Source organism: Pseudonocardia adelaidensis (genome assembly GCF_039543345.1).
Classification (GTDB): domain Bacteria; phylum Actinomycetota; class Actinomycetes; order Mycobacteriales; family Pseudonocardiaceae; genus Pseudonocardia; species Pseudonocardia adelaidensis.
Map to the genome: position 1 here is coordinate 82158 of NZ_BAABJO010000010.1, position 25819 is coordinate 107976.

A 25819-nucleotide genomic window follows, 5' to 3' on the forward strand; every position below is an offset into this window, starting at 1 on the left:
TCGCACGGTGGATCTCCTTCCCCGCACGATGCGCGGGGTTCCAGCTGTTGATTCCCCTGACCCAGGGAGTTGGTCCGGCATGTGGCACCACTTCGCTCACGACGGTGAGGCCTCGCGCCTCCCCGCGTGCGCTGGTGCCTCGGTCCGGTTGCGACTCTCACTGCGGGACCGGGTCCTGGGAGCACTGCGGTGGACGCTCGGGTTGGCCGGTGCCGTCGTGGTGCTGTGGTTGGGGACGGCGTTCCTCGCCGCCGCTCCGGCGGCTGCGGCGGTCGCCGTTCCGGTCGTGGCTGCGCAACAGGGCCTGATGAAGGGGGGTGTCATCAGGCCCGCAAGTGGTGGCGGCGACGGCGACTCCGATTCCGGCTCGGGCGGATCGGACTCGTCCGACGGGGACTCGAAGTCCTCCGATGACGGCGGCGACGACGACAAGTCCGAGAAGAAGTCCGAGAAGAAGTCCGAGAAGAAGTCCGAGAAGAAGTCGGAGAAGAAGAAGTCCGAGAAGAAGTCCGAGAACGACTCCGACGAGAAGAAGTCCGACAAGAAGGACTCCGACGACGAGAAGTCGGAGAAGAAGGATTCGGGCGACGACAAGAAGAAGCCGGAGAAGAAGTCCGGCGACGACTCGGACGAGAAGGACTCCGACAGGAAGTCCGTCGAGAAGGGTTCCGACCGGAAGGCCGAGAAGGCGGACTCCGGGAAGAAGACTTCCGCCAAGGAGACCCACCGCGAGAAGGCCGCGGCCGAGGACGGCGACTCCGGCGACGATCGGGCGCCCGATGCCGAGAAGGCCGAGAAGAAGGCGCAACGGCAGCAGGGCGATTCCGACGAGAACGCCGAGCGCGACGATCGGGATCAGGGCGAGCGCACCGATGCTGACCGCGATCGGAACGACGGTGGGGACGAGAACGCCGACCGCAAGCCCGATGACGCCAAGGCTGCCGACTCCGACGCTGACTCCGAGGAACCTGCCGCAGGCGTTGCCGGCTCGACCGCCCGGGAGAAGGGCCACGACGAGTCCGCGAGGACGGACCGTGACCAGGACGGGGACGGCGGCTCCCGTCCCGCTCGGGCGGTCACCGCTGACGGTGATGCGGCCGGGAAGGCACGTGAACAGGCCGACGACACCGACCGTCCGGACGACGCCGACGAGCAGGATGCCGACGGTCACGACGAGGACGGTGTGAGCCCGCGCGCGAAGGTCCCGGACGACGAGCAGGACGATCAGCAGGCCGAGGACGGGGAGTCGCTCGATGCCCTGCGGTCGCCCACCGATGGTGACGTCGATCAGAACGACGACCGGGACCTGGCCGAGAAGGTGGTGCGCGCGGCGCTCGACGGCGACGATCGGAAGCGCGGCTCGACCGGCTCCGAGGACGATCGCGATCGCGAGGACACGAGTCAGGGGGCTCGGGACCTCGTGCGGGACGCCCTGCGGTCGGCGGCGGACGAGGACGACATGTCCGACGAGGATGTCGAGCGCATCGTCGAGACCGCGGCGAAGAAGCTCGACTCGGACGAGGGCGCATCGGACGAGGGCGCGGCCAAGCAGCTCGGAGGGGCGACGGACGCCTCCGACGACGATGAGCAGCTGTGTGACGGCGGCGAGGCCTGCGCGGCGGGCTCGGAGTCGGAGCAGCAGCAGCTCTCCTTGTTCAGCGAGCGGGGTCCTCCGGGCGAGGACTCGGCCCGGAAGTCCGATGACGACGGTGACGACGACGAGCGGGACGACGACGAGGACGACTCGGCCGAGCGGGTCGAGCAGGTGCTCGAGGACCGGATCGAGGTCGACAACAGCAAGGAAGAGCTCGAGCAGGAGAAGAAGAAGGTCTCCGCCGGTGAGGCGTCGCAGGCCGACTACGCCGAGAAGGCCGCGGAGCACGCGGAGCTGGAGGAGCGGGCTGCGGAGAACCGCGCCGAGGTGTCGGAGGACGACGCCGAGCTGGTCGACGAGGTCGTCGACGGCCACCACGAGCTCAGCGAGCGGGAGAAGGAGCTCGCGGCCGAGGAGGCGCAGGTCGCGTCCGGTGCGGTGGACCGGGACACGCACGAGGAGAACGTCGCCGACTACGAGGATCGGCGTGACGAGGTCTACGAGGCCACCGATGAGTTGATGGAGGCCACCGACCGCGAGGTGCGGACGGTGTCCGAGGACGACCTGGACGGCGAGGGTTCGGCCGCCGGGTGTGACTCGGACGGTGCGTTCACCGCGTGCGGTTCGGTGAGCGAGTCCGCGGACGGGGAGCGGGACTCGGAACGGCGGTTGTGCCTGTCCGGCGTGTCGTCCGGGTGCGGGGCGTCGTCGGAGTCGGGCGGTTCGAAGGCCGAGGCGTCGTGCGACGACTCCGGGTGTGGGAGCAGTGCGTCCAGCCGCGGCTCGGACGGGAGAGCGACGAGTGCGTCGGCGAGGTGCACCGGGGATTGCGGGCTGAGTACCCGCGCGGACCGGGACGGGTCCGAGGGATCGTGCGAGAGCGCGGGTGGATCGTGCGACAGCCGCAGCAGCGGCTCCGGCGCCGGGAAGCCCGATGTGCGCAAGGCCGGCACGGCCCAGGACGACGGCGGCCGGGCCGAGGGCGGCGGCGCGGCCGTGTGCACGGGCAGCTGCCGCACGTCGAGCTCCGTCGACCTCGACGAGTCGGTCGCCGCCACCGCGGAGGTCGACTGCGAGGACGGGTGCTCCGGCACCGCCAGCACCACCGGTGACACCGGCACCGCCACCGACGCCACCAGCAGCAAGGCGGGTTGCAGCGTCTCCGGCGGTGACTGCGCGGCGCGCAGCGAGGCCGGCGAGGCGGCGGACGCGGCGGTCGAGGTCGACTGCGCGGACGGGTGCACCGGCCGGGGAACGGCCGTCACGAGCGGCAGGGACTCTGAGTCGCAGACCGGCCCGGCGCGGCAGAGCAACGCCGCGGCCAGCTGCGTCGCCCGGGGTGGAGGGTGTGAGGCCGCCGGCGAGACACGGCTCGACGGCCGCGCCTCGGTGGAGCCTGCGGACCTGGCCGCGTCGAGCACGGCCACGGCGAGCGTGGACTGCGGTGCCGCCGGTTGCTCGGGTGAGGCCGGCGCGAAGACCGCCGGGAAGGTGACGGGGGCGCCCGCCGTCGCGGGCGGGCCGGCACCGGTGCGGGAGACCAGCGCGGCGTCGACCTGCGCGGCCACCGCCGGTGCGTGCGCGACGGACTCGACCTCCCGCGTGAGCGACGCTGCTGCGGGCGCTTCCCCTCGTCCGCAGCGGTGGCGCGAGGCTCCCGGCCGGATGGTCCCCTCCGCCGGCCGGGAGCTGAGCGCGGCCAGCGAGGCCGGGGCACAGGTCGACTGCGCCGCGGAGACCTGCGCGGGCCGCGGGTGGAGCACGACCTCCGGCGCCGCCTCGGGTGACGTCGCCGGGGTGCGCAGCAGCTCCGCCGGATCGTCCTGCACCGTGCACGGCGCCGGCGGAACCTGTTCGGGCGGGACCGACACGGCGGTCGCCGATCGGGAGCCTGCGGAGGGCGGCGGGCCTGCTGCGATCTCCGGGCCCGTGAGCGTGTCGAACGCGAGCGCGGCCGTGGAGTGCAGCGGCGGCACCGGAGGGTGCGGCGGGACGTCGGCGTCCTCGACGAGTGCCCAGGACACCGGCGTGACCCCGCACGCCCGCGGCACGTCCGCCGCTGCGGAGTGCACCGTGACCGGCGGCGGGTGCTCCGGCGAGACCAGCTCCGCCGCGTCCAGCGCCCCCGACTTCGTGGTGACCGACCCGGCGACCGGGCTGCCGGTGGCGGGGCAGCCGACGGCCGGACCGTCGTCCACCTCGTCGTCGAACGCGAGCCTGGTGTGCGACGCCGGCACGGCGTGCTCGGGCTCGGTGCGCACGAGCACCGCGGCGTGGGACGGCGCGGTGGCGAACGGCACGCCGCGCACGTCCGAGGGCAGCGCCTCCTGCACGGGTGCGACGGGCGGCTGCGAGGTGCGTTCGGTCTCGAGCGCGTCGACCGGCCCTGGTGCGGCGCTGGCGCTGGGCGGTGACGCGCAGCAGGTGAACGCGACCCGATTGCCGGCCGGCCCGTCCGCGGCGTCGGCGGCGGGTGCAGCGATGACCTGCGCAGGGGAGGACGCCTGCACGGGGACGGTGACGAGCGCGGCCACGGCCACCGACCCGGTGGCATCGCCGGATCCGCGCGGCTCGCACAGCGAGGGGTCGTGCGAGGGCGTGACCGGCGGGGTCTGCCAGGCGGTGACGAACTCCGCCGCGTCATCCGGCCCGGACGCGAACGCGATCGCGCCACTGGTTGCGGAGCGGTCGACGGCGAACGCGACCGTCTCCTCGGGCACCACCGGCGACCAGGCCCCTGCGGAGCAGCCGCAGGACGGGGCCCCGGCGCAGGACCAGCCCTCGACCCCGCCGGCGCCGACCGCTCCCGGCTCGAGCGCGAACTCCGGCGCCCCGACGGTGCCGGGCGCCTCGAGCTGGACGATGGCGAGCGCGACGCTGGACTGCGGGGCCGGCACCGCCTGCTCCGGCACGGCGCGCACCTCGGCCGCCGGCAGCGCCGGCCCGGCCGCCGCGGACGGCGCGAACGGGGCCCGCGGGCCACCGGAGGGCGGGTCCACCACCAGCTCCGCCTGCACCAGCGGCCAGTCCGGCTGCCGGGCGCAGACCAGCTCCACCGCGGCGAGCGGCCAGGTCGTGGCCGACATCGTCGCCGAACAGAACAACGCCGCCGCCGAGCAGCTGGCCGCACAGGCCGGGGTGGCGGAGCAGGACGCCGCAGAGGCCGCGCACATCGCCGCGCGCCCCGGCGCCACCCCAGAACAGAAGAAGGCAGCCACCGACGCGGCTAAGGCTGCGCAGCAGGCGCGTGAGGTCGCAACCCAGGCTGCTGAGCTGGCGACGAGGCCGGTGACCGGGGCCCCGGCCACGGTTGCGGAGTCGTCCGGGACCGCGCAGTGCGCCGGCTCTGGCTGCACGGCCGGCACAACCGGCGCCACCGCCGGGGTACCGGGTGCGTCGACAACGACCGCCACCTGCACCGCCAATGCCTCGGGATGCGTGGCGGCGAGCGACGCCGGCACCTCGACCGGGCGCGACTCCGGCGAGGCCGCCCAGGACGGCGCGCAGATCCCAGGGATCTCCGGCAGTGGGCGTAGCAGCTCCAGCATCGTCTGCCCCGATGCGGGCTGCACAGGTGCGGTGACCGGCAGCGCGTCCGTGGACGCGGAAGCGCCGGGTCAGCACAGCACCAGCACGGCGAACGGCGAGACCCACTGCGGCGGCACCACCGTGTGCCAGGCGCAGATCAGTGTCGCGACCACCGTGTCGGCGTCCGTCGCCGAGGCCACGACCAGCGCCATGGTCGCGGTCGCCTGTGACGACGGCAGCGACACCGGCTGCGCGACGCGGGCCTCGTCCGGCACGACCGCGATCGGCGGACCGCAGGTCCGTGCCACGGCCACCGCGACCTGCGCGGCCGCCGGCGGCTGCACGGCCGCCACCGGCGGCTCGGTCGGGAAGGACCTCGCCGAGGCCACCGCGAGCTGCGACGGCACCAGCTGCCAGACCCACACCGCCGGTGAGGCACGGGCTGAGTTCCCCGGCGGGCAGAGCAGTGCCGCCGCCCGCTCCGACTGCACGGCAGCGGCGAACGGGCAGTGCGCGGGCTCCAGCCAGGTCGCGGCCAGCGTGGGGTACGCCCTGGCCGGTGCGTCGTGCACGGGTACGGAAGGCTCCAGCTGCAGCCACAGCTGGTCGATGACCGTGTCCGCCCACATGTCGCACCCGTCGGGATCGTGGGCACGCGCAGCCGCCGGCGACGCCGGCAGCGGCAGTTCCGGCTCCGGCGGTGGGTGGGTGTTCGCGCAGGTCGACGTCGATGACGGCTACGCCACCGCCGGCGTCGCCTGCTCGAACGAGGCCCGCTGCACGAAGTCCTACTCCGCCCACGTCGAGTTCGACATCACCTGGACCCAACAGCAGACGTACGAACAGGACGGCGGAATCTGGAACGCCCGCCGCTTCGGTGACTGTTCGGGATCGTCGGGAGAGGGCTGCGGCCTCTACCGCAACGGCAACGACGTCCAGTGCCTCGGCGACTGCTCGAACTTCCGCCAGAGCATGTCCGATCCCGTCTTCACGATGCTCGCTCCGGCCGGCTGGAGGATCGCGGCGGCGAACGTGTTCGAGGAGGCCGTGCTCGACCCGGAGACCCAGCGCAAGGCCGAACAGACCGGCCGCGACATGCAGGCCGGGGACCGTGTCCTGAGCACGGGCGCGACCGACAACCACGTCAAGAGGGCCTACGACCACGCGGAGAAGGCCGGGCAGCGGATGGCCGAGGAGGCCGATCAGACCGCGGCCACCGCGTACCAGCAGGCCATGGACGCGGGGGCCAGCCGCGAGGACGCCAAGAGCGCTGCGCAGAACTACCGGGCCAGCTACTTCGACGCCGTTGCCGGGACCGTGTCGCGCAACGGCAAGGCGCCCGCCGCTGTCACCCGGGCGCAGAGCGGGGCGATGGGCGAGCTCAATGCGGCGGTTCAGCACCGGGCCCGCTTCGACGCGCTCCAGGCCGCCGCCGACGACCTGGAGAAGGCGCTCGACAACAAGTTCGCGGCCGGGCAGTCCGAGGACAGGTCTGCTCCTACCGTTGCGAGCGCCAACGCCCATGCGGACGCGACCATGCAATCGGCGCTGGATCTGGCTGCGGAAGCGGAGGCCTTGGGGCGGGAGAACGCCGCCCGTCATGGTGCGAACCCCACCTTGGCCGCGGCAGCCGGACGGCAGCTGCAGAACAACTACCTCGCCGTGATCAACAGGGCGCCGGACCTGGTGAAGCGGGAGTGGATCGCGGACGAGCAAGCGAGGCAGGAGCTCCCCCAGGTCAGTCGGGACGTGCGGGCACCGGAAGCGCTCACCGCGCTCGGCGCGTCGGACAACGTGCTCGCAAGGTCGTACGAGCACATGCAGAACAGCCAAGCGATGGCGCGTGGGCAGGCGGCAGCTGCCGAGGCCGCCGGGCTCAGGGCGTTCGCGGCAGGCGATCCCGATGAGATCGCAAAGGGCGGGCCCGACGCGATGGCTTCCCGGGCTGCCGGCGCCGGCCCCGAGATCGTCGCGGAGGCGCGGGCGAACGCGGCCTACGACTACAGCAACATGACCGTCCGGGACGAGCTGGGCAAGCCGGCTCCCGTCCTCGAGTTCCCGGAGGACGGCGGTGCACCGGTCAGGCGGCCGGGCACCGGGAAGCGTCCTCTGCCGAAGTACCTGTACTCGTCCCTGGACCCGAACACGCCGGGCGGCAAGCTCGCACAGGTCATCTCGCTCGAGGATGCGCAGGCGCAGAACAAGCGCGACATCGAGCACGTGGCCGATGACGTGTGGCGCGGCGCCGGGATCGGGTTCGGGCCCGACCTCCCCGACAACCAACTCGAGCATGCTGCCGGTACCGCCGCGCGCGACGCGGCGGCGATCGTCGCGAAGGGTGTTCAGCAAGCTGCGGATCTCGCCGGCCAGGAGGCCCAGCTGCGTGGCAAGAACGCAGCGGGCGTCCAGAACGCGCGGTTCGACGCCGCCGGGGACTACCTGACCGCGCTCGGCAACGAGGTCGGCAAGGACGGGAAGGCTCCGAACTACGTGCTCGACGCGGCGGGCGGAACCGGCGTGGTCGAGCCGGGGATGGCCGCCGTCGCCACCCACCCCGCGCTCGCCGACGGAAAGGTCAGCCCGGGCGAGGCGGGTCCTCTCGTGAAGGCCTACGAGGCAGCCGACAGCACGTTCGGGACTGCGAGCGCGCTCGCCGCGCTCGCCCCCTACATCCCGCACGACCCGGCGGCCCGGGACGGCGATCGACGCGCCGACGTGATGGCCGACCCCGGAGTCCTCGAGGCTCTCGTTCCGAGCGAGGACATCAACGCGGCGGGATTCGTCGTCCAACGACCCGAGAACGCCGTCGATGAGCTCGGCAGCGCCGAGCTGGGCCTCGAGTCGGCGCGTTCCAACCAGCGGGCTCTCCAACCCGAGATCGACGATCTCAACGCCTTCATGGACGACTACCGGGCCAAGCTCGACGCGGCCGAGCGGCGGCGCGGTGGGGCAAGCCCCCAGGAGACGCTCCTCCTGAGGATCCAGTACCAGCAGATCGTCGCCGAGGAGGGGCGGCTCAACACGGAGATCGGCGCGAGGCAAGCGGCCGTGGTCGAGCAGATGCGCCGGGTGATCCCGGTGGACATCGCCATCACCGAGGCGAGCGGGAATGCGGCAGCCGCGCAGAACCTGAGGGCAGCGAGCGCGAACCTGGACAAGATCCTCGCGGTCGAGGCCGCTCTGCCCCCGACCGCGACCCCAGAGGAGCGCAACCAGGTCACGGGGCTGGTGAACAACCTGCACTCGCTGGCCGAGCGTGGCTATGCGAACGTCCGGGACTCCTCGCTCACCATCGGCCGAGTCGGTGGGATGCGGCTGCCGTCGAGCGGTGCGCCGGATGCCCGGTTGGCGGCGACATCCGCCCTCCGGCTTCCCACGTTCGGGGGCGAGCTCGCCTCGGACCCGGACAACAGGGTCCGCGAGATCTTCGAGGACCTGACGGTCGAGGAACAAGCGCGCTACGCCGCCTACATGACCCCAGCGGAGTTCGAGCGAGCCAACATCGGCTCCTTCGAGAACTTCATGGACATGTACGTCGACGCGCTGCCGGCGAAGGCGACCCCGGGCCAGAAGACCGCTCGCTTCGACGACTTCATGGCAGCCGTCGAGAACGGCGACATCAAGATCGAGGATTTCGACCGCGTCACCAGATTCCTGTCCGACGAGGATCGGGAGCAACTCCGCGAAGCAATCCCCAACTATGCGGAACGCGGGCTCGTGGTCATGGGCAGGGGCGTCGAGAAGGCGTTCGACGAGAAGATCGCTCCGGCGTTCGAGCGGGCAGCCAGTGTTCGAGGTCTCATGCCGGACACCGGGAAGATCGTCGGCAACGCGGTACGAGACATCGGGACGATCATCGGCAACGCGCAGCTCGGCATGGTTCGAGTCGGAGAGTGGGCGATCCAGTCCGCGCAGTTCTGGGCAGGAGCGCAACGCGCGGCGATGGATCCGAGCGGCCCGCATTTCGACGCCGCGACCGCTGGACGGATCCGGACCCGCCCCGGCGACACCTGGGACAAGGCGTTCACCCGTCGGGACCCGTTGATCGGGAACCTGTTCGTCACACCGACGATGAACATGCTCCGCCGGTGGGTGCCCGCCACGACGACCGGGGACTTCTCCAAGCTGGTCGACGGTGACCCCGAGAGCGGACTGATGGGGTACCGCGAGCACCCGATCCTCACCTTCATGGAGGACATCACCCCGTTCGCCGTCCTCGGCGGCGTCGCTTCCCTCTCCCTGCGGATCCCCGCGATGGCGGCGACCTCCGCCGCGCGCGCGGCCGCCCGGGCCGCGACGGTCGCGCGCGCGGAGGTCACCCAGGTCGGACGGCTCGTCGAGAGCGGCGTGACGAAGATCCGGATTCACGGGAGGGAACTCGACTTCACCGAGCCGGGCAGCTACCCGAGGTACCGCGCTGCGGCGGACGCACGGATCGCGAACCTGGATGACGCTGCGAAGGTGAAGGACGGGCGGGCCCGCGACCTCCAGCAGTACGCCGATGCGGTGTCGTTCCCGAACCACCCGGTCGGCTCGGTGGTGGACCTGCTCCCGACGAGCGGTCCGGCGCGATGGGTGCGCAATGCGCTGAACCTTCCCGAGCGGCGGGATCTCGGGCTCGAACGGCAGGTGCACGCGGCGGTTTCGGACATCCGGATCGGCCCCGAGTTCGTGCCGGACCTGGGTGACTGCGTGCAGGTCTGCGTCCGGGCCGCCGACGAGCGTCTGATGCAGGTCGGGCGCCAGGTCCCGCCGGCTCCGACGCCCGGCATGTTCTCGCCGTCGCGCAAGGCCCCCGATTCGCTCGAGGAGTTGGAGCGCAGGTACGGGGTGCAGGCGCGGGCGACGTCCGCCGACCAGGTGCAGAACCACGACCGAGACGGGTTCCACCTCGTCTGGTCCCATCGGGCGGACGGCAGCCCCGACCACATGTTCGTCGCCGTGACCGGCGCGGGGCCGGTCCGCTACTACGACAAGTTCGGGGATCTGGCGCCGGACAGCCCCGAGGTCAAGAACATCGTGGGCATCCTGACGATCGACGGCGGGAACCTCGACGGCTTCGGCACCGGGTTCTTCCCGACGGTCGGTGAACGGTTTGGCCATCGCCATGTTCCGCCGGAGCCTCGGCATCGCGAGCGACCGCTGGCGCTGGTGCCGGACCTCGATCCCGCTACAGCGCGCTCGACGCGGGTTCCACCGGAGTCCGAACGGGTGTATGTGCAAGACGGTCTGTTCCATCGAGCCGATACGGGGCGGCCGCTCGAAGAGCCACCTGTCGACCTCGGGTACTGGTCCTATGTCGTCGACGAGCACGGAAACTTCTACGTCGTCGATCCCCAGGTGGGTCACCGGGGCGTCCTCGGGGACAACGGCCGCGTGGCCGCCGCGGGAATGCTGGGAATCGTTCCGGGACGGCCCGGCCTGCCATCGCACATCAACACGAACAGCGGTGGGTTCCGTAACGGGCGCCTGGGGCAACTGCAGCGGCTGCTCGAAGAGCAAGGCCTGGATCTCGACCACGTGAGCAATCGGCTCGTCGGTCGGTTCGGCGGAGCTGAATTCCCGAGAAGCGTTCGAAAGCCTGCTACGAGGCCGACGGAGACGACGAGGCCGCTGCTGCTGGCCGCACCCAGCACGTACGTGGGTGGCTGTGTCGAAGCGGTGTGTGCATTCGCTCGGACGTTCCCTCCGCACAAGGTCGATCTGAGTGCATCGCGGCGGGCGACGCTAACCGATCCCACGGAGGCACGGGATGTCGTCCAGGACGCGTTCCACGGCCGCTTTGAGCCGTCGTCGTTGCAGCGACTCGCCCGGGACTTCGCCGTTGCCCGGGACGGCGCCGAGTTCGTGGTGTGGACGTGGAAGGACGGCCGGTCGACCTCGCACATGCTGTACGCGCACAAGGTCGGCTCGCGGATGGACTTCTACGACCAGCGAGGGCTCCTGACCAACCAGGAGGCGGCCGCCGCGCTGGCGGACACGAGGCTCGTGCTGCGAAGGGGATCCCCGGGGCACGGGCGCGACGTCGACGTGACGGGCGTGAAGCCGGTCGGTGCGATCGGCGGAGGCGACAGCCGGGAACCGGAGCACACCGCTCCCGCGGGGGACAGGCTGCCGGCGTCCGGTGGAGCACGCGGCTCCGGCCCGGTGGCCGGCGGATCCGGCGGTCCGGGCACGTCCGACGGCACGACGGCGGCCGCGGACCTGCCGACGCACAGCGAATCGGCTGCGGGCGCACGTCCCGACCCCGGCGGGCATGTCTCGCACACCGGGACCGAGAACTGGGAGAGCGCGCTTCCCCCGCCCGGTGGCGGCTCCGCACCTGCGCGCACCGGTCGGCAGGTTGCGGTCTCTGACACCGCGGCGGCCGTCCAGTCGCCTGCAGGCGACGCGAGCAGCGCACCGCAGCCCCTGGGGGTGGACGGTGTCAGCGGACCCGGGGATCCGATCGCCGAGGCGGCGGAAGCGGCGTACACGGAGTCGCGCAGGCGCCAGGAGGTGCGCCTGGCGGAGGCCCGGACTCAGGACGACCCGGCGGCCGCCGTGCCGGACACCTCCGAGCTCCCGCGGGCGGATCAGCGCCTCGTCGGTGCCGCCCTCGCTACGGCAGCCGGGGACCGGAAGGAGTGGATCAGGCAACGGACCGAGCTGGGACTCGACCGGCTGAGCGACCGGAAGCTGGCTCGTGAGATCCGCGCGGCGCCCGGCCGTGACCAGCTGATCCCGCTGCTCATCGAGCGGGTGTACCGCACCGAGTCGAGCCACGGGAAGCCGATCGTGCTGACGACGAGTCAGCTGGCGGCCCTGCGACTGGCGTTGAGCGGCAACCACGTGGTGCAGCTCGCCCAGAGCGAAGGCAAGACGCTGGTCGACGCGCTCGTTGGAGTGGTGCACGAGCTGGAAGGCCGGCGCGTGCACATGCTGTTCGCCACCGACGAGCTCCTCGGCGCCACCCACGAGGTGCTGGCCAGGCTCGGGGGCGGCGGGCTGGGCGGGCACGTCGACGTGCTGCCATCCGGCGCCGCACTCGTCACGCACCGGCTCGCGGAGGGGCCGGGTGTCACGCTCGGCACCGACGACCAGTTCCAGCACCACTACGGCTACGAGAAGCTCGCGCGCAAGCGGAGCGACGGCAGCGCCCCGGCCGCGTCGCGGGAGGTGCTGCACCTGACCGAGGCCGACCGGCTCGGGTACGAGGAGGCGGTCTCCCCGAAGGTCATCGCCGAGGCCCTGGCGGGTCCCGCCCCCGACGCCGAGGCACTCCAGGAGATCCTCGAGGTGGCGAGGACGCTCGAGGCCGGCAGGCGCAAGCACTACCGGCGGAGCCTGCGCGGCAACAGGTTCCGGCTGACCCCCCACGGCGAACGGGTGGTCTCCGCCGCGCTCGATGGCGTGGTCGAGGGCTGGACCGCCGACGACATCGAGAAGGCGCTGGCCGCCCTGCGGGTCCGAAGATGGGTCGACTACATCCTCCGTGACGGGCGGGTCGTCATCCTCGGGAAGTTCAGCCGCCGGCCCCAGTTCGGTCACCGGTGGGCGTTCCACCACTTCGTGGAGGCCAAGGAGAAGCTTCCCGTCCGCGGCGAGCAGACGATCGTGGAGTCGGTCGACGCCCGCGAGTTCTACACCCTCTACCAGCACAGGAGCGGCAGCACCGGCACCGGGGACTACGCGGCGAAGGTGTTCCGGGCGAACTACGGGATGCGTGTGGTCGAGGTGCCCAGGGCGAATGCTTCGCTCCTGGAGAGATCGACCCACACGTTCGTCTCCGAGGCCGAGGCAGCCGATTTCACCGGCCACGTGCTGGTCCGGGTGACCGCCGACGGACGCCCGGTGTTCGTGGTCGAGCGGGGGATCCTCGAATCCTCGGCCGGCGGCGCGCGGTACGGCACCCCCTTCGTCGTCAACGGGGCGTCGTTCCCGGACTGGGAGGAGGCGGTGCTCGGGAACGCTGGTCGAGACGGTGTGATCAGCGTCTTCGACCCGAGCTTCGGCCGGGGTACGCACGTCGACGTCGAGGGTCCTGGCGGTGCCGTGCTCGTCGCGCGCGTCACCAACGCCTCGCGCGCTGCCATCGACCAACTGAGGACCCGCGTGGGCCGGCACGGAGACCCGGGTTTCGTCTTCACCGTGAGGTCCCTCGAGGACCCGTTCCTCGACGCGCACGCCAACCGGCGACAACTCGCCAAGCTCAGGAACAGGTACCGGGAGCACTCCGGCCCGATCGACGACCCGGCGGTCGACGCCCTCTTCGACGAGGCCGTGCGCAACGCCGAGGACGAGCACGCCCGCGCGTTGAAGCGGATGTTCACGGGGAGGGAGAAGCCGACGTCGGTCGCGTACGCCGCAGCAGCGGCCGGCAACCCGCTGCCGACCGCGGCGCATGCGAAGGAGTCCGACCCGGCTGCGGCAGCGCGGCTGCGGTCGGCAGCATCCGAGGTCGACACCCGTCGGACGGCGGTCGCCGCCGCCCGCGCGGCCCTGGACGAAGCCTGGGACGCCCGGTGGGAGGACAGCACCGCGCCGCACCCGGTGTTCGCGGCGACCGTGGCACTGGTCCACGCCCTGGTCGCGTTGGACCAGGCAGTGCGGCACTACCGGGAGCTGCTCGAACCGCCGACGACCACCGATGACGGCCGCGAGCGGGTCACCGCGCCGCCGGCCACGCTCACCCTCGAGGAGGCCGGGCGTGCCTACTCGCTGGCGCTGGACGGCAGGCACGACGAGGCCGTCGGGATCCTGCACGCCATCGCCGCCGAGGCGGGGCTCGCCGTGCACGCCGACGGCCGCCCCTGGCTGATGGGTGAGCGGACGGCCCAGGCCGCGCACCGGGCGGTCGCCACCGTGCAGCGTGCTCGGGTCGCGGTCGACCCGGTGCACGCCCCGTTCGGGCACCTGCTCGCGCTCGTCGCCATGCAGCCCGGCGATGTCGTCGTGGACGTCACCGCCCGGGAGTCCGAAGCCGAGCTCGCCCGGCAGCTGCGCCGGCTCACCCGGGAGGTCGAGCTCGCGGACCGGCTGGGGATGAGCCCAGACGAAGTGGCCGCAACGGTGCGGGTCGGGGGTCTGTTGCTCGACGAGCGGCTGGCCGGCAACTGGCACCGGGTCGACCGCGGGGTCGAACCGTCCGCCCTGGAGATGATGCTGACCCGGGAGCTGCACGTGTTCGTCGCGTGGGCGCACGGGGCCGGTGCCGAGGACATCGCGGCGGAGCTGGAGATCGGCGCAGAGCAGGTGGACGCGCTGCTCACCCTGGCGATCGACTGGTTGGCCAGCCCGGCAGGCCGCCCGGTGCTCACCGAGGCCGACGTCCGTGCCGAGGCGCTGGCCGATCACGATGGCAGGAACACCGACAAGCTGTGGTGGTTCGTGCGCAACCGGCTGCGCGAGGTCCAGGGCGGCCTGCACCCCGCCGAGCAGGCGGGCTGGGACGGCGACAACCGCATCGAGGAGCTGATCGCGCACATCCGGAACCCCGGCAACGGCGACGGGCGCCACCGGGCACCGGCCTACCGCGCGTTCCGCGACAACGGCATCACCACGATCACGCAGGCGGCCGCCATGGACGACGCCGCCCTGGCGGCGCTCGGCCTCGGGGACTCGGCCATCAAGGCGATCCGCACCGCGCTCGGGCGCGCGGCGGTCAAGGGCGTGGTCGCCCGGCACGCGCACACCGAGCCCGCCCGCCGTCGGGCGGCCGCGCTGGCGCGGGCCATGGGCGCCGGCCCGACCTCCGAGCAGCTCCGGCAGGCCCTGCACGTGGCAGTCCACGAGCGGCTGGTCACCGCGCTCGCCGCCGGCAGGACGACCGAGGCCGCCTCCCTCCGGGAGGCGCTGCACTCCGACGATCCGGAACGGCTGCTCGCGGCCGCCGGGGTGGCCGGGATCGCCACGGCGATGACCGGCATCACGGCGCCCACGCCGTTCGCCCGCGCCGGAACCACCGAGGAGCTGACCCCGACCGAGCTGCGCATCCTCGCCGCCCACGCCGGCGGTGCCCTGCCCCACCACGACCGCGGCACCGCCGGCGGGATCGACGCCCGGCTCGTCGCACTGGCGGTGCTCCACGTGAACCAGCGGGCGAAGGGACCCGCGGGCACGCGGCCGCAGGTCACCGGGACCGGGCGTCGCCCCATCCCCATCCGCGGGCGGATGCCATCGGGGCACGAACGGCGCCACGGCGCCACCGGGGCCGTGCTCCCGGGTCTCGCCGCCGGTGCTGGTGGATCGGGTGGCGTGGACTGGGGTGCCCTGGTCGACCTCGTGAGCAGCGGGCCGGCACTGCTCGGCATGTCGGTTCTCACGGGGAGCGCGCTCGCGGTGCACGGCGTGCTCGTGGTCCGTGCTCGTGGTCCGCCGGGGTGGCTGATCTCCGTGAGCCGGTTCGTCGGCGCCGGTGCCCGGCTGGCGGCGGCCGCGGTGAGGGCCACCGCGCCGTGGACGTCGGTCCGGCCCTTCACCCGGCACATCGCCGCTGTCGCCGTGCCCGCTGTGGGCGAGGTGCCCTCCCCCGCCGTGCTCCGGACGGCGACCCGTCGCCCGCGTGGTGGCGGATGGCGGCGAGCGGTGGCTGCCGCGCTGTTGGGCGGGGTGCTCGTCGCGCCGGCCGCCCTCGTGAGCGGACTCGGCGCGGACCTCTCAGCGGAACCTGCGGCCCGCGACGAGATCGCGGTCGTGCGCACCGGGGCCGGCAGCCCGGGAACCGGCGCGGCCGCTCCGGCTCCGGACCGGAACGAGCCGGCGCATGCGTTCGGGGCGACGGTCGTCGGCCTGCGGGACGACACGGTGCGGGAGCTGGCGGCCGGGATGGGCACGTCGCCGGAACGGGTCCGTGCGGGGAACCCCGGTCGTGGGCTGCCCGTCGGTGACGACTCACCGCTGCCGGCGCCGGTGGTGCTGGGCATACCGGACGACGCGCGGATCCTGCGGGACGGGGTGTGGCGCACCCAGGGGATCGACGGTCGCCGCGGGTTGTCGGGGATCGCGGCGCGGTTCGGCGTGCCCGGGGATGGCCCCGGGTTGACCGACGAGCCGAACAACGCCGCCCGGTTGGCAGGCCGCGACCAGAACGTGATCTTCAGGGGCGAGCCGTGGGTCATCCCCGGGCTGTCCGAGCATTGGCACCAGGAGCAGGAGCAGGAGCAGGAGCAGGAGCAGGAACGGGAGGGCCACGAGCAGCGCACGGAGATCGAGCGGCGGCGCATGCTGGAACAGCAGCGGCAGGCGGGGCACGAGGCTCACGACGCCGAGCAGCACGCTCCACCCGCGACTGGCTCGTCGGACGGGCCGCCCGCTGGCCGGGCCGTCCTGATCACCGCGCTCGCGCTCGGGGCCGGGCTGCTCGTCGTTCGCATCAGCGGCGGGGTCGGCCGGCGGCTGCGGAACCGCTCGGATCGCGCCCGCACCCGCCCGGTGCCGGACCGCACGGACGTCGCGGTCGAGCGGCTCGCGGAGCTGCTGCGTGGCCGTCCCGGTGCCGAGGCGTGGGATCGGCTGCTCACCGCGGATGCGCTTCTCCGCGCCGCCCGGACCGCGGTGGAGAAGGCGCCGGGGGACGCGTTCGAAGCGGAACTGCTCGCGATGGCCCGGCAGGAGTGGAACGAGGCGATCGCGGCGCTGGCAGACGTGGCCGGCGACGCGATCTGGGACGTGGGCCGGCTCGGTGCACCGGATCTCGTGGTCGCGCGGGCGACGGGCCGCACCGAGGCGGACGTGGCGGTGGTGACGCGCGGGGTCCGGGCAGTGCTGGGCGTGCAGCCGGGACGCGCCCCGCGGCGGCTGCGGCCGTGGCACCGGTGGAGCGCGCGTGGGACGGCCGAGCGGCAGCTCGTCGCGGATCTGACGGCGGCGGCCGCACCGCTGGACGCCCTGCGGGAGCGGGTGGCCGGATACCGCGGACACGTGGAGCACGAGTGGGCCGAGGTCGTGCTGCTCGTGCAGGAGGCCGTGTCGTGGTTGCTCCACGACCCGCGGGTGGGAGGGCCCCGCGGCGACGCGTTGCGGGAGCGCGTCGCGCGGGAGCTGGGCCTTCCACGGGCGTGGGTGGACTCGATCGTGGCGGACCCGGCCGTGCCGGCGGACAACCCGCCGGCCGTCGGTCATGACCCGCACCGGCGCTGGCGGGTCGGCATGGACCTGCCGTTGGTGCGGGAGCGGCTGCAGCACCGGCTGGAGGTCCTGGGCCGGGCCCTGGCGAAATGGGCGGCGTACGGGGCCGCCTGGGGGCCTGCCGTCGACGCGCACCGGATCGCGGTGGCCGTGGCGGTGCGCGCGGCGCTCGACGGCGGGGTTCCGGAAGCGGCGGTGGCGCGGATCGTCGGGGTGGACGTCACCGGGGTGCGGCAGCTGGGGAACGGCACGGCGGTTGCCGCTGACGAGCGGGCTCTGCCCGGAGTCCTGGCCGGGGACGCGGTGTTCCGGGTGGCGGATGCGGCGAAGCCGGGCGGCGCAGACCCGGCGCACCCGATTCGGGGGCCGCCCCGGCTCAAGCGTGCGATCACGCGCGGGGTGCGGCTCCTGTGGCGCCTGCTGGTGCGTTGGCTGCCTGCGCGGCGCGCGCTGCGCCGCGGGATCCGGGCGCAGGCGCATGCCTGGTCGGAGTGGGAGACGGCGCGGGACGCGGCGGGATCGGCACTGGCGAAGAACCGCGGTCTGCGGGCACAGCTGGAACGGGACGCCGGCGGGCTGCTCGCGATGGTGACCGGCGTCGCCTCCGATGCGGACACGACCGCCCTGGACCGCTCCAACACGGCCGTCCGCCGGGCGTACGAGGCGCAGGACCGGGCGTGGGCCGGCTACCTCTCGGTCGTGGCGCCGGCCGTACGGGACGCGGCGGCGCGGCTGCCGCACCGGGTGGTGGCCGATGTGGCCGGGCTGGACTGGGAGACGGTCGCCGAGCTGGTCGGCAGGTGGGAACCCGATCCCGGGGAGCGGTTCGACGGCGTCGACGGGTTCACGCACCGGTGGTGGGAGTTCTGGCGGTTCCGGCACCCGGCGCCCGATCTGACGCTGCCGGACGGCCGCACGATCGCCCAGGAGTGGCTGGCCGTCGACTTCCGCAGCCGGACCGGCGACGAGCTGGCGCTCGTGATGGTCGTGGACGGCCGGATCGTCGGGCTGGGCCCGCGGCGGCCTGCCGTGTTCGACGTGGCGGACGGGCATTTCCACCCCCGGGACTACGCGGACTCCCGACGGGCCAGCACCCAGGGCTTCCTGGAGCGGCTGGTGGGGGCCGGGATGCAGGGGCCGATCACCTTCCACTCCATCCCACAGCGCACGAAGGGGTGGGCGATCCTGGGCGGAGTCCTGTACTACCTGGTCGCGAACGTGGTCAAGCTCAGCGTGGTCTTCCGGGTGCCGATGCTGGAGATGTGGGGCAAGTTCCCCGACGTCCGCCAGCTGGACACGATCCGCAACCTGCCCCGGGAGCTGCGGTGGCGCGCGGTGACCGGCGTCGTCGGGGCCCGGACGGACATCCCTGGAGCGAGGAGCTACCTGCGGGCCGTGGCGATCATGTACCCGGACCTGTTCGTGATGGTCGGGGAGACCACGCTGTTCAAGGAAGCGGTCGCGGGAATGCTCGGCGAGCAGGCCACCCACATCCTGAACGTCAAGTGGCTGACGCAGGCCGAACGGCTGCTCACCGCGGCCGGCCTGCTCAGGGCGGCCGTTCGCGACGGGCGGCTGGACGCCGCAGGCCTGCCCGGCGGACTGGCTGAGGTGATCCTCGGCGAGCACCCCGAGCCGGAGGCGTCGGCCCTGGCGTTGCTCCCGACGCTGCTGCGCCACGTCGACGCCGTTCGCAGCGGGTTGGCCGCGGCCGGCCACAGCCGGGAGGCCAACGATCTGCTGACGGCCACCGAGCAGCAGGCCCTGCCGGTGTACAACCCGCACCTGGCCGAGCTGCTGCAGGCTTCGTCGGAGATCGGTTTCCTGGTTGTCCTGCACAACGATTTCGGGCTGGCCCGGATCCTGGCCGACGGCCGGTTCGGCGAGGCCGTTCCGGACGGCCGGTACGGGATGCCGTTGCTGGGTCTGCTCGCCGAGCACCGCGGCGCCAAGGTCGTGATCGCGCATCTGGGCATGGGCAAGTTCACCGGCACCAGCGCGGAGGAAGAGGCCGCGTCGGTGGAGTACCTGCGGCTCTGGGGCCGGATCTTCAGCGATCGGCGGTTCGACCACGTGTACACCGACGACTCCTGGAGCGAGGTGACGCGGCGGCTGCTGGCCAGCGAGACGATCACGGACGCGTTCGTCGAACTCGTCCGCAGACACGGGGATCGGATCGTCAACGGCTCGGACGCCGTGAAGCCGGAGTCGATCTCCGAGTACATCCAGTACCTGTACGAGAAGGCATCGATCCACGGCCGCGTCCTCGCCGAGATCGGCGAGGACGCGTACCACGGCCTGCGGCACGGCAACCTCGAACGACTGCTGCTCACCGCGCAGCGGGATGTGCAGCGGTGGGCGTACAAGCAGCTCACCTCGGGACTGTGGGACGACTTCCGCAGCAGGTTCTCCGAGAAGCGCAACCGGTACGTCGACGAGTGGGCCGAGCGCTACGAGTTGGAGATCGGTCGGCCCGGCGAGCGGGATTCGGCCGCTCGGGACGGGATCGACGTCGTCGGTCCGGGTGACTGGCGCGACCGCGGCGATCGGGCCACCGAGCAGATCCGGTCCTTCATGCACTGGGCGAAGGCGGTCGACGAGGACGTGGCCAGCGGGCGCCGGCTGGTGAACCTGCGGTTGCTCGGGCACGCGCTGGCCGCGGGCTGGCTCGACGTCCGAGCAGCCGCTGCCGACCGCAAGCGCCGCAAGGAGGTGGAGAAGCGGGAACGCAGCGGGTTGGCCCGTGCCGCTGGTACCGCGGACCTCGACCTGCGGGACACCGGCGGCTGGCCGTACACCGCGGAGGCGTTGATCGCGGCCCACGAGGCCGACCGGGCCATGGGCGGCGCCGACCCGACGTTGCCCGGGCGGGTGCTCGCCCGGGTCCAGGGGACCCAGGTCGAGCAGTACCGCGACGACGAGGAGCTGCGCCGGTCGCGCCGGAGCCTCCTCTGGCACACCGGCGTGGCGATCGTGATCTCGACGGGGTTGGTCGTCGTCGGCGCGTGGTTGCTGCTGCCGATCGGCATCGCGGCCAACTACGGCGCATTCGCCGCCCGCGGCGCGTTGAACACCCAGCGGGGCGGCTACTCCCAGCAGATTCGCGTGCTGGTCGAATCGATCAAGGAGCGCGGACAGCTCGTCATGGACCTCCCGCGCAGGCTGATCGTGGTCATGCGCAAGTACGCGGTGCTCGACCAGGTCGGCCCGGACCGGATCGCCGACTACGACCCGGTTGCCAACGACGTCCAGCTCCTCGGGAACGCATTGATCCACACGCCGCTCGGGCACCTTCGGAGCGTCCTCGAGGAGTGGCAGGTCGGCCGTGACACGGACACCGCCCGGTCGCCGTGGTTCTACCGGACGGTCGACACCTTCCTCCAGGTTCTCGCACAGGCGCCGAAGGACACCGCTCAGCTGCGTCACGACCTCGGGGTGCTGGTGTTCGGGTCGTTCCTGCGTGAGGCGAGCAGCGCCTTCGGGGCGCAGGCCGAGTCGTTCCACGGCCTCAACCCCCACGGCGGGATGCTCGGCCGGACGCTGCACGCCGCGCTGGCGGTGACGTTCCTGATCAACCTGGCCTGGTACTGGCCCGCCCTGGCGAGCGCGGACACCGTCCTGCAGCTTCTCCTGAACGGCTCTTACCTGATCGCCACACTGGTGTTCCTCCTCCACGCGATGTCGTCGGGAATCACCGGTGCGGCCGGGTTCGACATCGGCGGCCATCCTCGGATCCGCCGGCTGGTGCAGGTGGTCGGCTTCCCCGTGATCACGGTGGCGAACGCGTTCCTCACCGTGCAGCTCGGCTGGGTCGAGAACAGCCTGCTGGTCATCCCGGCGATGACCCTGACCCTCTCGTCCGCGTACCTCAGCTTCCTCGGCGTCGTCACGGAGTTCGGACTCGGGCGGATCGCTCCGCGGATGGGTGCGGCCGCGAACATCGTGCTCAACGTCAGCCTGCTCGCCTTCGGGGTTCTCGCCCTCCCGCTCGGTGACGCGATCGGTCTCTTCGTGGCCGGATGGCTCGCGATCCTGATCATGTCCAAGATCGACAACTGGGTCGTTCGCCACACCCGCAGCCCGCCCGGGGGCGGTGTCACGACCCGGCGGCTCTCGCCCGACGAGCACCGCAGGCTGGTCGGCCTGCTCGAGCACCACCTCGGAGGTCTGTCCCATGAGGAGTACCCGGGCGGTCGCGTGCAGCTGGAGTGGCCCGAGTGGATGGACCGGTTCACCGCCGCCGGGCTGGCGGGCCTGGAATGGGAGCTGGTCGCCTACACGATCTTCGATGTGCATGGCCGGGCCTGGTACGTCGAGTGGTCGCACGTCCGGGACTGGCTCGACGAGCGGATCCGCGCGGGCATGCTCGACGCCTCGACCAACGGCGTGTTGGCGACGCACGAGGCTGAGCATGCCGCGCGGCCCGGTGCGACCCACCCGGAGGACGGGTGGCGGGGCCACTGGCTCGAGGTGAAGCGGCTGCTCATCCCGCTGTACGCCGCCGGCTACCCCCACCCCGCGGCGCCCGAGCCGAATCCTCGGATGCCCGACGCCGTCACGCCGTTGATGCTGCTGAAGACGCTGCGACCCCGCGCCGTGCACACGCTGCGGGCGCTGGCCGACTCGACCGGTCTGAACTCGGGCACGGTGCGCGACCGGATGGCCCGCCTCGAGGAGCTCGGCCTCGTGGCGGTCGCCAGGGGCTCCCTGCTGGAGTTCACGTTGACCGGGGCCGGTGTCCTGGCCGTGGAGGCAGTGCGTGCCCTCGAATCGGGATGGGTCGCCGACCCGACGCTCGTGAGGGCCGTCTCGGACCTCGAGCGGCTCCTGGGCGAGTGGCCCCACCGGTGGCGCCCGGCCGCCCGCGACCGCGTGGGGCTCGCCGTCGAGCGGGTCAGCGGCTTGGTCGAGTCGAGCGGTCCGGGTGCGCCACACGGGCTGCGAGGGCTGCTCGACCCGCATCGCCGCTCGACGTCCGAACACCGGCGCACCGGCCCGGGTGGGACCGCAGCCGGTGCCGTCGCCCGGGACGGGGCCGGGTCGCGCCGGGATCCCGGCCCGCCGGCCGCGCCGCCGTACACGCTGCGCCTTCTCCTCGACGCGATCCGGCAGAGTCCGCGGATCACGCTCGGCGCGCTGACCGCCGCCACCGGCGTACCGGTCACCAACCTGCGGAACCGCGCGCAGCTCCTGCGCGAGATCGGGCTGGTGACCCCCGGGCGGCTCGAGCTCACACGGACAGGTGAGGCCGTGGTGGAGGCGCTCGACCGCCCGCACGCGGTGCCGGCCGCGGCACTGGCGGCGTTCGACGAGTGGCCCGGCGGGTCGGAACGCGGCGCAGGCGACCGGTACCGCGGGCTGGTGGCCGCAGTGCTCGGTCGGCAGGAGGCCGCGGAGGACGGCGGCCATGGCCCGGGCCGGCTGCTGACGGTGGGCGGGCTCGTCGGCGGGTTGATCGGCCTGCCGGCGCTGCTCGGCCGGGCGGGTACGGCTTCGGCCGATGTGCTGCCCGATGGTGTGGTCGGCTCGGGAGGTTCTCGGGTCGACGCGATGGGTCTGGTCGGGCAGGTGCCGGGGCCGCTCGCCGGCGCCGTCGCGTCGGTTGTGGTGGTCCTCCTCGCGGCGCGTCTGGCGTACGCGATCTGGTCGCGCGGTCCGCCGGTCCGGTCCGGTGCGGCGCAGACCTCCGACGACGGCCGGGTCCGGTCGCTGCTCGCGGCCGTGGATCCGGTAGATGTCGCGGCGCTGTGGGAGCGGTCGAGCGTCGAGGACCGCGAGCGGCTGAAGCGCCACCACCGCGACCGGATCCGGGAGCGCGTCGTCCTGCTGGCGAGCCCCGGCACCACCGCCGCTCACGTCTCCGAGCTGAACCTGCCTGCGGACCACGTGTGGGCCACGACCCGCGACCCGATCCGGTTCGTCCCGCGCTGGTGGCACCGCATCAGCCCGGTGGCCCAGCGGGTCGGCGCGGAGATCCTCCCTGCCGGTTCGGGCGGCACCGGCGGGCTCGGCCTGGCGCACGACAGCTACATCCGGCGAGGCTCCCCGGCGCTACCGCACATCGTCGCGATCGTCATCGGCCGGGGCGACCGGGTACCGGTCGCGCCGCAGGCGATCGGCGGGTTCGCCGGCCGTGTCGACCGGCGTGGGCCCGATGAGGCGGCGCTGGTGGACGCGGTCGACTTCTCGCTGGTCCCGCCGGTCCACCGGGACGACGAGCGCGGCACGGTATGGATCTTCGTCGGGGCCGAGGCGATGGTCGTTCTCGACACCGAGGGCGTCGTGCTGGCCGCCAAGCCCCGGTCGAGCCCGCTCGGCGGGCGGACCGGCCGGATCGTGCGCCGCCTCGTCGAGATCGTGGCGCAGCTGCGCAGGACCGACCGGCTCGGGCGAGGGCGGTCGGCATCGATGGTCGCCGGTCTGACGGGGACGGCGCTGGTGCTTCCCGCCGCAATGGGATCGGCGGGCCGGGCCGGCGCAGAGCCGGCCCCCGTTGCGGGCGAAGCGTGGGCGGATGCGCCGGCCGGCTTGCTGGACGGCCCGATCGGCGTCGTCGGGGTGGTCGTCGCCGCTGTCGTCGGCACGTGGGCCGTGCTGCGCTTCCTGAGACGGCGGAACGCGACGCCGGCGCAGGCGTGGGAACGGCTCGCCGTTGCGTTGCGGGCGCAGTTCGAGGCGGAGGACCGCGACGTCTTCACGCGCGCGCAGCACTCGCTGTGGGCGATCACGAGGACTCACACGGCCCTCCTCGAGGCGCGCTCCCGAGCCCGGTGGCTGTCGATCGATGCCGAGACGTGGACGGGGCCGGTCGGGCAGCTCGCCCTGCGGGACGGCCGCTGGCCGTACGGGGAGCCGGGCGATGTACCCGAGGTCGCACGGCGCTTGGTGGAACGGGATCGCGCCCTGCTCACGGGCTTCGTCGACCTGTTGCCGGTCGAGCTGCGGTACGCGATCGACGAGCTCAGGGACGTGCACCGGCTCCTGCCCCGCGTCGGCGAATGGCTCTCCGCGTGGACGAGGTCGGCGGCGGTCGGGGCCTACCGGGAGTCGATGACGTTGGGCGACGACCACCGCGGGCGGGGCCTCGACGAGGCCCTCGATGCGGCCGAGGTGGCGGCGCGCGACGTGCTCCACCTGCTGAGCCGGACGCGGTTCCTGCCGCTCGACCGCGACGCCGGACGATCCGCCTGGGGCCGGCTGACCACCGCGGTGGCGGAGCTCGCTGCACGGCTGCCGGACGAGCGCAGTATCGCGGCGCTCACGGCGTTCGCGCGGATCGCGGAGGACGTCTCCGACTGGACCGACCGGACGCTGACCCCGTTGTGGCAACGCGCCATGGAGCAGGTCGACGGACGGCTTGCGAACGAGCACCTCTGGTTGGCCCTCCTCCGCCGCTGGGTAGGGCGCGACGACGAGGGCCCGCTGCGCGGTCTGCTCGCGCGCTACGAAGCGCTCCGGGCGTTGGATGGGCTGCCCGCGGACGCAGGTGAGGAGGCGCGCCTTCTCGCGGCCACGACGACGGCCGTGTGGAAGTGGGAGGCGCGCCTCTCGCTGCGGTCGTACCGATTCGAGCTCGCGCGCTACACGGATGCGGCAATCGAGTACGCGAGGCAGCACCGGCTCCAGCGGATCCTCGCGCCGGTGCTGGAGGGCTTGGCTCCGGAGGTTGAACCGGCGGCGCTCGCCGCCGCGAGGCTGCGCGCCCAGGAGCGGTTGACCGCGGAGATGGAGCTGCTGGCAGCCGACCGGGCGGTGACCCGGGAGCACCGATCAGCGGTTCTGGAGTACCTGACGGAGCGGAGGCGGGCCGGGCGTTCGTCAGGTGCTGCTCCGCTCGGCCTGGCCGGGCTCGGTGCGGAGGGGGCCCCGGACTGGGCGGCGACCGCAGTGCAGGTCGCTCTCGCCGTCGCCGCCCTGGTGTGGGCGTTCACGGCGCTGAGAGCACGGTGGTCGCGCGCCGATGCCCGACAGCAATCGGCTGCGCCCGCCATCGACGCCGGGTCCCCGGGGCGCGGCGCCCATCCCGTGACGATCGGGCCGGACGGGCGCCCGACCCCGGCCCTCCTCGCGAACGGCAGCCGTTCGCTCTGCTCGTCGAGGCCCGGTCGCGTTCGCCACCCCCGGGCCGCGGGCCGGCCACTGCGCACACATCCGCACCCGGCGCGCCCGACCGCGCTGACTCAGCTCCCCGGGACCCCGGTCCCCGGGATTTCGAAAACGGGCAGCGCGGGGCGATCCCGCCTGCCTTCTCGTGGCGCGTCGAGGACGGCCACCGGCCCACAGGAGGAAAATGATGGGTGCACCCCGACCGAATCCGGACCTACCTCTGTTCCTGGCACCCGGGCAGGCCGTACCCGTACCTGAGACCGGGCGGGGAGCCGCGCCGGTCGAGCCCTACCAGGACGATCCCCGGTGTGAGCTCGTCGGATGCGACGCTCCTCTCCCGCCTTCCCCCGGCAACGAGGAAACGATCCGTTACTGCTGCCGGGAGCACCGCAGGGAAGCGCGCGCCCAGCGCAGCCGGGCCCGTCACGGGGGTGAGCGGTGATCCGCGATCTCAGCCCCTGCCCGGGATTCCTCCCGGTGGAT

Annotated in this window: 1 protein-coding gene; it reads left to right on the top strand. The window is 73.1% G+C overall.

What is annotated here, in order from left to right; genetic code table 11:
- Positions 1-148 precede the first annotated feature (148 nt).
- Positions 149-25594 (top strand): hypothetical protein, encoded by a 25446-nt coding sequence (locus tag ABEA81_RS15480; protein WP_345605780.1) that lies wholly within the window; start codon positions 149-151, stop codon positions 25592-25594.
- The last annotated feature ends 225 nt before the right edge of the window (positions 25595-25819 follow it).